This is a genomic window from Vibrio sp. Y51_MX_L26, assembly GCF_024181935.1.
GTDB classification, from domain to species: Bacteria; Pseudomonadota; Gammaproteobacteria; order Enterobacterales; family Vibrionaceae; genus Vibrio; species Vibrio diabolicus.
Genome location: NZ_JAMZAS010000003.1, coordinates 521711 through 534365, shown reverse-complemented (window position 1 = coordinate 534365; position 12655 = coordinate 521711). Strand labels below are relative to the sequence as shown.

Annotated in this window: 10 protein-coding genes; 6 read left to right on the top strand and 4 right to left on the bottom strand. The window is 44.3% G+C overall.

What is annotated here, in order from left to right:
• Nucleotides 1–145 precede the first annotated feature (145 nt).
• Nucleotides 146–1216 (top strand): hypothetical protein, encoded by a 1071-nt coding sequence (locus NL645_RS11110; RefSeq protein ID WP_253651704.1) that lies wholly within the window; start codon nucleotides 146–148, stop codon nucleotides 1214–1216.
• Between the two features lie 8 nt (nucleotides 1217–1224).
• Nucleotides 1225–1707 (top strand): DUF4231 domain-containing protein, encoded by a 483-nt coding sequence (locus tag NL645_RS11105; protein WP_222818618.1) that lies wholly within the window; start codon nucleotides 1225–1227, stop codon nucleotides 1705–1707.
• A 370-nt stretch (nucleotides 1708–2077) separates the two neighbouring features.
• Here the strand turns inward: NL645_RS11105 and NL645_RS11100 are convergent, their stop codons facing one another.
• Nucleotides 2078–3001, bottom strand: a complete 924-nt coding sequence (locus NL645_RS11100; protein WP_150919168.1) for a histone deacetylase — start codon at nucleotides 2999–3001, stop codon at nucleotides 2078–2080.
• Nucleotides 3002–3271: 270 nt separating this feature from the next.
• Here NL645_RS11100 and NL645_RS11095 point away from each other — a divergent pair, with 270 nt between their 5' ends.
• Both NL645_RS11095 and NL645_RS11090 read left to right on the top strand, forming a co-directional pair.
• Nucleotides 3272–3961 (top strand): SDR family oxidoreductase, encoded by a 690-nt coding sequence (locus NL645_RS11095; protein WP_104972009.1) that lies wholly within the window; start codon nucleotides 3272–3274, stop codon nucleotides 3959–3961.
• A gap of 183 nt (nucleotides 3962–4144) precedes the next feature.
• Nucleotides 4145–4351, top strand: a complete 207-nt coding sequence (locus NL645_RS11090; protein WP_005380717.1) for a hypothetical protein — start codon at nucleotides 4145–4147, stop codon at nucleotides 4349–4351.
• Nucleotides 4352–4395: 44 nt separating this feature from the next.
• On the opposite strand, the gene NL645_RS11085 is transcribed toward NL645_RS11090, so the two are convergent.
• Together NL645_RS11085 and NL645_RS11080 are read right to left on the bottom strand one after the other, a co-directional pair.
• Nucleotides 4396–6363 (bottom strand): DNA topoisomerase III, encoded by a 1968-nt coding sequence (locus tag NL645_RS11085; protein WP_253651703.1) that lies wholly within the window; start codon nucleotides 6361–6363, stop codon nucleotides 4396–4398.
• Between the two features lie 104 nt (nucleotides 6364–6467).
• Complete coding sequence (locus tag NL645_RS11080) at nucleotides 6468–7016, bottom strand: NAD(P)H nitroreductase (protein WP_005396515.1); 549 nt, start codon at nucleotides 7014–7016, stop codon at nucleotides 6468–6470.
• Between the two features lie 173 nt (nucleotides 7017–7189).
• Here NL645_RS11080 and NL645_RS11075 point away from each other — a divergent pair, with 173 nt between their 5' ends.
• Nucleotides 7190–8506 carry an MFS transporter gene (locus NL645_RS11075; protein ID WP_253651702.1) on the top strand — a complete coding sequence of 439 codons (1317 nt, stop codon included), beginning with the start codon at nucleotides 7190–7192 and terminating at the stop codon, nucleotides 8504–8506.
• 60 nt (nucleotides 8507–8566) lie between these two features.
• On the opposite strand, the gene NL645_RS11070 is transcribed toward NL645_RS11075, so the two are convergent.
• A complete protein-coding gene (locus NL645_RS11070; protein WP_237308159.1) occupies nucleotides 8567–10579 on the bottom strand; it encodes an NADPH-dependent 2,4-dienoyl-CoA reductase in 2013 nt (670 codons plus the stop codon).
• 224 nt (nucleotides 10580–10803) lie between these two features.
• On the opposite strand from NL645_RS11070, the gene sppA reads away from it, so the two are divergent.
• The gene (sppA, locus tag NL645_RS11065) at nucleotides 10804–12654 is read left to right on the top strand and encodes a signal peptide peptidase SppA (RefSeq protein WP_139060832.1); all 1851 of its coding nucleotides are present in this window, start codon (nucleotides 10804–10806) and stop codon (nucleotides 12652–12654) included.
• Nucleotide 12655 lies beyond the last annotated feature (1 nt).

Sequence of the window (12655 nt, the reverse complement as noted above, 5' to 3'; positions counted from 1 at the left end):
ATTGCGGATAAATTATCGACCGAGAAAATGTTTAGACTTCAAGCAGCCAGCAATTGTATTTAAAGAAATGGCATTGGCTGCTTGATATTAGCGAGTGTCGCACTTCGCAGTTGAATTCGGGGAAAACAAATACGATTTGTTTATATTGGATATATTGTTACCTTTATGGTCAGAAGATGATGGCGTTTCGTCAAAGTTCTCTCAAGATATTTTGTTATCATTATATAATTCTGATGAATACATTAAGCCAAGGCTAATTCTAGGAATAACAGGAGATAAATCTACAGTTACTGATGAACTATTGAACTTTGAGAGCCACCTTCTCGGTGTTGTTGAACATTCAGCAAGCAGCAATGAGTGGGAAGACCGTATTATTAATGCCATTAGTTATATTGATAATGTCGAGTCGGGGGAAGGAAATGATACTTATGATACTGTGGATTTAGCAATAGTTTGTGCTCTGAAAGATCCCGAGCTTTCCGCAATACTTGAGTTAGATTGGGATTGGCAAGAATCTAAGCCATTGAATGATAAGCTGTTTTATAGAAGAGGTCACTTTATTTCTAAAGGCAAAAGTTATTCAGTAGTAGTTGCTAGTTGTGAGCGTATGGGTATGGTATCTGCTACCTTTACTAGTTCGGCAATTATCCACAGATTCCGTCCAAAAGTCATCGCAATGACGGGCATATGTGCTGGGATAAAGGGTGAAGTTAATTTAGGTGATATCATTTTTGCTTCTTTTGCTTGGGACTATCAGCATGGTAAACGGATGGATAATGGAGTACATCATATTGATCCACACCAACTACCATCCTCAGCTTCAGTGAAAGCACATGCGGAGTTATTGCAAGACGATAATAATTTTTTTCATAATATGATACTTAACTATAAAGGAGAAAAGTCACATATACTAAGTGCGCCTAAATTCCATATTGGTCCAATAGCAGTAGGCTCCTCAGTCATTGCAGATAGTGCAATTGTTCAGAGTATTCAGTCCCAACAACGCAAAGCGCTTGGAATTGAAATGGAAATCTACGGACTTTATTACACTGCTATAAATTCATCCTCTCCTACTCCTCAAGTCTTCGCAATAAAGTCTGTTTGCGACTTTGCAGACTCCGAGAAAAATGATAATTATCAATCATACGCAAGTTACACAAGCGCGAACACTCTTAAAGAGCTTGTTGAAAGATACGCAAATCAATTGATTAACTAGAGAACGTTATGTCTGATGCACAAACTACCGAAATATCTGCTGAAAATTATGGGAATGCGCAAGCTCTGCATTACAAAAGAAAAGCAGATCATAATAAATCAGAAAGCATTTGGTGTTTCCGAAGTGTCATGGTTTGCTCCCTTTTGGCTCCTTTATTTGTAAGTCTTGGAGACGGTATTTGGGTATCAAAAGTTATACCATCTGGTTTATCAGCAATAGCCGCATTTTCGACAGCTTGGCTCCAATTAAGGAAGCCACAAACTCTGTGGACAGTCTATAGAACCGCACAGAGAAAAATCGAAACTACTTTAGTTCACTATCGATATGGAGTGGATGTATATGAAGGTCTTACAAACGAAACTGCCGATAAGTTGCTGATTTACAAAGTGACTTGTTTTGCTTCTGAGGCTCATAATACATGGACTAAAGCCGTTCCTGATGCAATGTCACTCAATAAGGTTACAGCTGCGAGTAATGAAGATGGAAGCTAGTTTTGGTGCCAATATTTTCTTGACTTAGATGTACATTTTTGAAACTATCATTAAGTAGTCAATTGACTTAGGCACTTGTAATCGATTTGCATGACTAGTTGTCGAAAACTCTTTTATAATCAAGGGTTTGCGAAAGATTTTTAGCGAGCGATAGGGTTCAAATCCCTATCTCTCCGCCACATTTAGAAAAAGCCCGCTAAGAAATTAGCGGGCTTTTTCGTATATCCAGATTTGAAAAGATTTGTACAAATCCCTCCTTGAATACAAGCCAAGCAATCGCCACATTCAGAAAGAACCCATTAGAAAATTAGCGCCCTTTTCGTTCCAGTGTCCCGTTATGAATCAGGTTGATACTCACGTCTAGTTGTATTTACTTACCAACAAAAACTTCTTTAGCGGCATTAATGAGCTGCAAATGGATTGGGACGAGGTCTGAATGATTCGTTCGATATCCACCTCCGACGACAGCTGCGACAGGGATACCTCGCGATTTCATTGTTTGCATTAAAAATCTATCACGCTCTAAAATCCCTTGCGTCGACACATCAAAATATCCAAGCTCATCGTCTTGATGTATATCAACACCAGCATCGTAGATAACCAAATCAGGACGATGAAGATTAAGCGCCATATCGACCACTTCCTTAAACGCTATTAAAAAATCCTCATCACCTGTTCCTCGCACCAAAGGCACATCTAGATCAGACTGAGGCTTTCTAGCCGGAAAGTTTTTGTCACAGTGGAAAGAAAGCGTGATGATATCTGGCTCATCGTGACACAAAGTTGCTGTTCCATCCCCATGGTGAACATCACTATCAATGATCAATACTTTATCGACATGTTCGACTTCGAGCGCTTGCCTGGCCGCGATCACTAAGTCATTAAATAAACAAAAACCACTGCCAAACTCTTTGTGTGCGTGGTGATACCCGCCACTCAAATGAATGGCAACACCATACTCAAGTGCTTTATTTGCGGTCAAAGCCGTGCCCGCTGCTGAAGTTAGCGTTCTGGTAATGAGAGACTCACTCCAAGGAAAACCTATTCGGCGCATCTTCGCAGCTGACATGTTTCCATTCACAAGTAAGTCGACGTATTCCTGGTCATGAACACGTTTTACTTCCTCAACAGTTAATGCTTCTGGCTGGAAAAACTGCACGTGTTCTTTCCAGTTATCTTTCTCCATATGTACCAATACCGATTCATAGAGGTACTGGTACTTCATAATTGGGTAACGATGCCCCTCTGGCAACTCAAGTTGAGAATAAATCGGGTGGTAGATAAATGGCAGCATGAGAAATTCTTAATAACAATGGTAACGAAATAGTATCAACTTCAAGGGTTGAATAAAATGCAATTTAATTGATAATGATTTTCAATATCAATTAAATTTAATATACATATGAATTCTACTTTCTTTGCTATTCTCGGCGCACTGTTTGGCTCTCTTTGTGCTCTGTCCCTATTTTCATCTCTCGTTGTTGGTGCGTGGTGGCTGGTTGATTTTATTGCGCTTAGCTAACACAATGACTTTCAGCTGAAATCAAAAAACATAGGTGTTTGTATGAGTCAAACCGTCTTTATTACCGGAGCAAATCGCGGCATTGGCCTTAGCTTAACTGAGCTGTACCTAAAGCAAGGCCATCAAGTACACGCTACTAGCCGTTCCTTGGAGAACAGTTCTGAACTACAAACTCTAGCCTCACATTACAGCAATCTAGTTTTGCACGAACTGGATGTAACTCACTACGAACAAGTCGCTCTGCTTGCCGATAAACTCCCTGCCATCGACTTACTCATCAATAATGCAGGATATTACGGCCCCAAGGGATATGGCTTTGGAGACACTGACGTAGAAGAATGGCGTAAAGTCTTCGAAGTAAACACCATTGCACCGTTAAAACTGGTTGAGCTCTGTTACCCTCGCTTACAACAAGGCAAGATGAAAAAGATTGCTTGTATCTCATCAAAAGTGGGGAGCATGACGGAAAATACGTCCGGTGGCGGTTATATTTATCGTTCATCGAAAGCGGCGCTAAACTCGGTTGTTAAAAGCTTGAGCAATGATTTAACACCTGAAGGATTTACCGTTTTAGCGCTTCATCCTGGTTGGGTAAAAACGGCAATGGGCGGGCCAAATGCATTGATAGATACGCAAGCCTCCGCGCAGGGCCTAGCGAACGTGATAGAGCTGAGTACACCGCAACTTTCAGGTCGATTTATTAACTACGATGGTACTGAGCTACCTTGGTAGCGGCGTTAAGAAACAACCATCAATAAACCAAATAACACCTAAGCTAGGCTTCATAATCGTGACTTGGTTGGCAAACATAATGTTCATCGGCGATCTACCAGCATAATTCGCGCAATCTAACTTGAATTTATCTATATCCAATCCAGACTTATGAAAAAGTAGAACAATTAAGGAGAAGGCACGATGGCAGCAGATAGGGATTTGGTTAATTTTAGCGAAGAGCACGAGCTAAACTACTGCTTGAGAAGTGCTGGTAAACGCCAAACTCAAGCGAATCGAGATACATTAGTTGACTTGGGCAACCAGGTGAAAGAGGTACTGGACAAACGCGTGTTAACTCAAGGTGAAGTAAGAGGCGCGATCCAAAACCACGGCGACCTGTTCGAGTAATCTATTTTCAAGCATGCGCGGTGTTTAATTACGCCGCGCTTGTCCTATGCCCGCTTACCTTTGGTTGCACGGGATTTAGTCGCACTACCACTCTTTGAATAACTACGCTTTTTACGTTTAAACGCAGGACGTTCCACCTCGGGTAGATGACGCAATGAATCAGGGATCGGCCCTGCTTTTACTTGTGCCATCAAGCCATCAATGCGTTGCTCTAGTGCTTGCATAAACGGCTGATATGCCTGATTTCTCTCTGCCATACCTTGTAACTGGTGCTCCCAATGAGCCGTCATATCTGGGTACGTTGAATCTTCTGGCAAGGCATGAATGAGACCTCTTCCCGCAGGAGAGCTGAGAATTGATTTACCTTGACGCGTGAGCAGTTGGCGTTTGAACAGCGTGTCCAAAATACCAGCGCGAGTCGCTTCCGTACCTAGCCCATCAGTATCACGAAGGATTTTTTTCAGTTCTTTATCCGCAACGTAACGGGCGATCCCGGTCATCGCTTGCAACAGCGATGCTTCGGTAAAGTGCTTTGGTGGCTCGGTTTTTCGGTCTTTTATTTCCCCTTCACGACAAGTTAACACGGTGCCTTCTGGTAACGGTGGCACGGCATCAATACCATCATCTTCCTTGTCAGTTTTGCCCATTAGCGCTTTCCAACCCGGCGCAACTAACTGACGACCTTTCGCGATAAACGTACCACCAGCGATATCGAAAACTAATTTCGCTTCTGCGTAAACCGCCGCCGGATAAAACTGCATGAGATACTGGCGCGCAATCAATTGATACATTTTCATCTCATTGCCCGAAAGCGCATTCACATTAGCTTGTTTTGGTGTAGGGATAATCGCATGGTGCGCATCCACTTTTTTATCGTTCCAGGCTTTGGACTTTAATGTTAAGTCTGCTCCCTGAACGGCACCTTGCAGCTCTTTTGCGTTATTCGCAATAGCTGTTGTCACCATCTCTGCTTGTGAGTAGTGTTCCATCGGTAAATAGCGACAATCTGAACGTGGATAAGTGATCAGCTTGTGCTTTTCATACAATGCCTGACAAGTATCTAGTACTTGTTGCGCACTCATACCATAGCGCTTCGCTGCATCGATCTGTAAAGCAGATAATGAATAAGGTAATGGTGCTGATTGCTTGGTTTGCTTTTGTTCCGACTCCGTCACTTTCGCGGGTTGATTTGCAATACGGTTTGCAACGTTTTCCACTAACTTACGGTTTAACACTCGCCCTTCTTCATCCTGCCAAGGCTTGCATGCCTCACTTGGCTTCCAACGAGCACGAATATCAAAAGTACCATTGGCATCTTGATATGGGATCAGAGCATGTAGGGTAAAATAGTCCTTCGGGACAAAGTTTTCGATTTCCTCATCACGACGCACCACTAAGCCAAGAACTGGCGTTTGCACTCGCCCTACCGAGAGAACACCTTGATACCCTGCTTTTTGACCAAGCAAGGTATAAGCACGAGACATGTTCATGCCATACAACCAATCAGCCCGAGAGCGAGCCAATGCAGAAACTGAAAGTGGGATAAACTCGCGATTACTGCGCATAGAACTGAGTGCGCGTTTCACCGCAGGTAAGTTCAAGTCGGAAATCAGCAAACGCTGTGTGGATTCCTTCTTGGTTTTAGATAACTTGCAATAGTCGAGAACTTCATCAACTAACAGCTGACCCTCTCGGTCTGGGTCTCCTGCATGAATGACTTCGTTAGCTTCTTTGAGCAATTTACGAATCACTGTTAATTGCTTACTTGCGCTTTTCCTCGGTCTGAGCTGCCATTGCTGCGGAACAATTGGTAAATCTGCCATATTCCACTTTTTATAACGCTCATCGTAAGCGTCAGGTTCGACTTGTTCGAGCAAATGGCCGATACACCAAGTAACGATATCCCCGTTCCCACAGCGGATGAATCCTTGATCTTTCTTTTGAGGGTTTGGCAAAGCAGCGGCAATCGCACGGCCTAAGCTTGGTTTTTCAGCAATAAACAGACGAGACATAACGTTTTGGAAATAAATATAATTAGGGCCACATTAACGAATGTAGCCCTAATAAATCAAGAAAAACTGTATAAATAAACAGTCAAGTTTGTTTAAGTTTTCAGTTATAGAAATTCAACAAACTGAGAGAGGTCACGCTCAGGAACTTTCATCGGTGTGCAACCAGGCGTACCTAGGTACAAGAAACCAACAATCTCATCGTCGCCTTCTAAACCAAACGCTTGATGAACTTCTGGATGGAACATCCACTTACCTGAGCGCCAAAATCCTTGAAAGCCTTGCGCTACCGCTGCCATCTGCATGGATTGTACGGCACATCCCGCAGATAAGTGTTGCTCTAGTGCAGGCACTTTCTCATGTTCCGTTACTTTAGCAATCACTGTGATCACCATTGGCGCACGAAATGGCGCATTTTTCACCTTTTCGACCACCGCTTCATCACTATTTTCAGCTTCTGCGGCTTTTACCAAGATATCTGACAGTTTTTTCAAACCATCGCCCTGTGCGATAACGAAACGCCAAGGGGTTAATCCCGCATGGTCAGGCGCACGAAGGCCTGCACGAATGATGTTCTCAAGTGCTTTACCTTCTGGTGCAGGCGCAGATAACTTCGCGATAGATCGGCGATTGAGCAAAAGATCGAGAGCGTCCATGAAAGAATCCTTATCGAATATCGTTGTTATTTTGTTTACGCCACTTTAGCACAATCTGTTCCTACGAATAACAACCGGTTTTCTGTGGGCTTGATAACGTGCTTCACTTAACATCAAACTCGATTTAATGTTAATTTATTCGCGAAATGAATAAGTTGAACATAGGCAGGTTGATGAACAAGGATAAACAAAACAGCATTTACGAAAAGATCGTTAATGACGAAGATGCCCGTGCCTGTAAGGCGATTCCTGAATCAGCTTGCCATCAAGTTCCCGGCAACTTTCTTAAAATCATTCTTGCTCAGTTTTTAACGAAGGTCGGCGATGCGTTAATCAACCCCAAAGTCACGTTGCCGTGGATACTACAAAGCCTCGGGGCACCGGTTTACTTAATTGGTTGGCTCGTTCCTATTCGTGAATCAGGTTCCCTTATCCCACAACTTAGCATCGCGCACTACATCCGACGCATTCCAGTAAGAAAATGGGTCTGGGTAATTGGCAGCATCTTGCAGGCTCTTTCCATATTTGCAATCGGAGTGGTCGCATTAACTCTGACAGGAGCTGCTGCGGGTTATGGTGTAATTGCATGTCTTGTGATCTTCAGTCTCTCACGCGGTTTAAATTCCGTCGCATCAAAAGATGTGTTGGGCAAAACCATCCCTAAAAACCAACGAGGTCAAGTCAACGGCTGGTCTTCAAGCGCTGCTGGCCTTGTTACACTACTTTTTTCTAGTCTTCTGGCACTAGCCTGGTTATGGGACGTAGAGCCGACGGAGCGCTTTTACAGTCTGAGTTTAGGGTTAGCGGGTGCCATATGGCTTATTGCGGCATTAGTTTATGCACGAATTAATGAGTATGCAGGTGAGGTAGACGGTGGTCGAAATGGCGTCCTTGAGGCATTTAAACAACTCGCGTTACTTAAAACAGACGTGACCTTTCGTCGATTCGTTATCACGCGGACACTATTTTTATGTTCTGCGCTGAGTGCACCGTACTACGTTGTGCTGGCACAGCAATCTCTCGGTGGACAGCTCTGGGTGCTAGCTCTCTTTATGTTTGCGAGTGGCTTGGCCTCCTTTGTGTCAGGTCCTTTCTGGGGAAGAATGTCCGATCGCTCTAGCCGCAGTGTTATGGTCATCGGCGCAACGATGAGCGCGCTACTTGGCGTTGTTTTATTTGTTTACGATACGTGGGTCACCGCTAGCCAAAGCTTGCTATTCGTGATTCCTCTGCTCTACTTTTGTGTGTGTATTGCCCACGACGGAATACGAGTCGGACGAAAAACCTACTTAGTTGATATCGCAGAAGGTGACAAACGGACGAGCTATGTAGCCGTGAGTAACACAGTGGTTGGGATAATGCTGCTTCTAATGAGTTCTCTTGGTGTTATGTCGAACTTCTTGAGCCTTTCAGCTGTGGTGTTAGTGTTCTCTTTTATTACTTTTGCTGGCGTGGTAATGGCCAAACAACTGCCAGATATTAGTGACTAGTTCTATACAAAAAAAGCTGCGCTCAAAGCGCAGCTTTTATGGTAAACACACATTAAAAGGCTAGAGTTTTACCGCCAATTTAACACCTTGACGAATCGCACGCACAGCATCAAGTTCACCCGCATGGTCAGCTCCGCCAATGATATGAATCTTCTCTCCAAGTTCAGACCATTTATCTTCAAATGGACGAACAGACTCTTGCCCCGCACAAATGACGACTTTGTCCGCGTTCAATAACTGTTCTTTTCCATCTACATGAATGTGCAAACCTTGATCATCAATTTTATCGTAAGACACGCCACCGACTAAATGTACGCCCCGTTTTTCAAGGGTACGTTTATGGATCCAACCTGTTGTTTTACCCGGACCTTTACCTACACGACCTTTACGACGCTGAAGCACCCAGACTTCTTTATCGCTGACCGCATCAGGGTAAGGGTATAAACCACCCGGTTGAGACATCTCTTTGTCTATTCCCCATTCATGCAACCAGTCATCCAACGTTTGTCCAACTGGCTCTGTGAGCATGGTCGCGACATCTACGCCAATACCACCAGCACCAACGATAGCCACTTTCTCACCGACTGGCGTTTTGTCTCGAATGAGTGTTTGATAGTCGACGACTTTTTCTGGGTTCTCAATTCCATCAATATTGACTTTACGTGGCTCGACACCCGATGCCATCACTATCTCATCGTATTCTGTGAGTAAGTCATAGTTCGCTTCCGTCGATAAGTGCAGATTCACGCCTGTTTCATCAATACGGTTAGCGAAATATCGTATCGTCTCTCGAAACTCCTCCTTACCAGGGATCTGCATCGCAAGACGGAACTGACCGCCGATGCGGTCGTTCTTTTCGAACAAATCAACCTTATGGCCACGTTCAGCCAGTGTAGTCGCACAAGCCAAGCCCGCAGGACCAGCTCCGACAACGGCAATGTTTTTCTTCTTAAAGGCTGGTTCAACAACAATTTCGGTTTCATAGCACGCAAGTGGGTTCACTAAGCAACTGGCGCGCTTACCTTTAAACACGTTATCTAGACACGCCTGATTACAACCAATACACGTATTGATAAACTGCGCTTTTTCCTGTTCGGCTTTAGCAACAAAGTAAGGATCGGCCAAGAATGGGCGCGCCATCGAAACCATGTCAGCATGACCTGAAGATAGAATACGTTCTGCTTCGTCTGGCGTATTTATTCGGTTACAAGTGATGATAGGAACCGAAACGTGAGGCTTAACTTTTTCCGTAACCCACGTAAACGCACCGCGTGGTACTTGAGTCGCAATGGTAGGAATTCGAGCCTCGTGCCAACCGATACCCGTATTGATAATCGTGACGCCAGCCTCTTCAAGCGCTTTCGCCAATTCGATAACGTCTTCAAATGTGCTGCCCTGCTCGACAAGATCCAGCATAGAGAGACGGAAAATGATGATGAACTTGTCACCCACCGCCTTACGAACCGCTTTGACAATTTCTAGCGGAAAACGCATACGTTTTTTGTAACTACCACCCCATTCGTCGTAACGCATGTTCGTGCGCTTACATAAGAATTGGTTTATCAGGTAACCTTCCGAGCCCATTAACTCGACGCCATCATAACCAGCAAGCTGGGCTAACTCAGCGCTATTTGCAAAGGCATCAATGGTTTTCTTAATCTGGCGGTCGCTCATTTCACTCGGAGCAAACTTTGCAATTGGCGCTTTAATGCCAGACGCACTTTGCGAGAATGGATGCATGGCATAACGCCCAGCATGGAGAATTTGTAGGGCAATTTTGCCACCGTGCTTGTGCACCGCTTCTGTCACAACTTTGTGGGCCTTGGCATGCTTTGGCTTGCTGAACTCAGCACTCAATGGGTGCAAACGACCGCGTAAGTTAGGAGAAAAACCTCCGGTTACAATCAGTCCAACACCGCCTTTCACGCGTTCTTCATAGAAAGCCGCGAGCTTCTGTAATCCTTCTTTGTGCTCTTCTAAGCCCGTGTGCATTGATCCCATCAGGACTCGGTTTCGTAATTGTGTAAAACCGAGATCCAGTGGCTTTAATAGGTTTGGGTACATGGCAGACATCACTTAACATCCATTGTTATTATCATGGTCTGACCAGATTAAGCCCGCTCAACCAAAAAATCAAACAAGCGTTTACATTTTTGTAACACCGATCAATCTCGCGTGAAAATATGCCAATTGTTGAGTGGTCGTGATAAGCTAAAAAAATGTTATCTTTTGAGATCTTAGAGATAAGAACCCATACTTTGTTAGACTCGGCGTAACTATCTCGTTATGGAGACAAGATGAAAAAACTCTTCAAATTTATTGGTTTGATATTTAAAGGGATATGGAAGAGCATCACCTTTATCAGACTCGCACTGGCAAACCTGATCTTCTTGCTGATGATTGCCGTTTTCTACTTTGCTTTTACTTATACCGGAGACGGTCAACCCGTCGTCGAAAAAGAGTCGGCATTGGTGATGAACCTTTCAGGTCCGATTGTCGAACAAAGACGCTATGTAAATCCAATGGACTCTTTTGCTGGTTCCCTTTTGGGCAATGAGTTACCGAAAGAAAACGTTCTTTTCGATATCGTTGATACTATTCGCTACGCGAAAGACGATCCTAAAGTGTCTGGATTAGTGCTAGCACTGCGAGACATGCCAGAAACAAATCTCACGAAATTACGTTACATCGCGAAAGCGTTGAACGAATTTAAAGCGTCAGGTAAACCCGTTTACGCCGTAGGTGATTTCTACAACCAAAGCCAATATTACTTGGCAAGTTACGCTGATAAAGTTTACCTGGCACCTGATGGTGGTGTATTGATTAAAGGTTACAGTGCCTATTCAATGTACTACAAAACGTTACTTGAAAAGCTTGACGTTTCTACTCATGTTTTTCGCGTAGGTACTTATAAATCCGCTATCGAACCGTTTATTCGTGATGACATGTCCGATGCGGCGAAAGAGTCAGCAACACGCTGGGTTACTCAGTTGTGGAGTGCTTTTGTTGATGACGTAACCACAAACCGAAACATTGATGCGAAAGTGCTTAACCCAACCATGGATGAGCTGATTGACGAAATGAAGTCAGTGGATGGTGATCTTGCTCAGCTCGCAGTTAAAATGGGCTTGGTTGATGAACTCGCGACACGCCAAGACATTCGCACTCTATTTGCCAAACAGTTTGGTAGTGACGGCAAAGACAGCTACAACGCGATTGGTTACTACGACTACCTTGCAACGATTCGTCCTGATTACACACTACCTCAGCACGATATCGCCGTTGTTCTAGCAAGTGGCGCGATTATGGATGGTCAACAACCTCGTGGTACTGTCGGAGGTGACACCGTCGCAAGCTTGTTGCGTCAGGCACGCAATGATGAAAAGGTGAAAGCGGTCGTGTTGCGAGTAGATAGCCCCGGGGGTAGTGCCTTTGCCTCTGAGGTGATTCGCAACGAAGTAGAAGCACTAAAACAAGCAGGCAAGCCAGTTGTTGTATCCATGTCGAGTTTGGCCGCTTCTGGTGGTTATTGGATTTCAATGAGCGCAGACAAGATCGTTGCTCAGCCAACAACCCTGACGGGTTCCATTGGTATTTTTAGTGTCATCACCACGTTTGAAAAAGGCTTTAGTAAGTTAGGCATTAATACTGATGGCGTTGGCACATCGCCGTTCTCTGGTGACGGCATTACCACTGGCCTCTCTGACGGCGCGTCTCAAGTATTCCAATTAGGTATCGAGCACGGTTATAAGCGCTTTATTTCTTTGGTTGGCGAGAATCGCGATATGTCTCTAGAGGAAGTCGACAACGTCGCTCAAGGTCGAGTTTGGACAGGACAAGACGCACTATCCTTTGGTCTTGTCGACCAGATGGGTGACTTTGATGATGCCGTAGAACTAGCGGCGAAACTGGCGAATGTGACCGATTACGGCATTTACTGGGTAGAAGAACCGCTTTCTCCCACTGAACTATTTTTACAAGAGTTCATGAAACAGGTGAAAGTCTCTCTAGGTATTGATGCAACCAGCTTGCTACCAAAAAGTCTTCAACCCGTAGCTCAACAGTTTGAACAAGACGCAAGCTTGCTACAAAGCTTTAACGATCCTAAAGGTCAATACGCATTTTGTTTGAACTGCCAAGTGCAGTAGC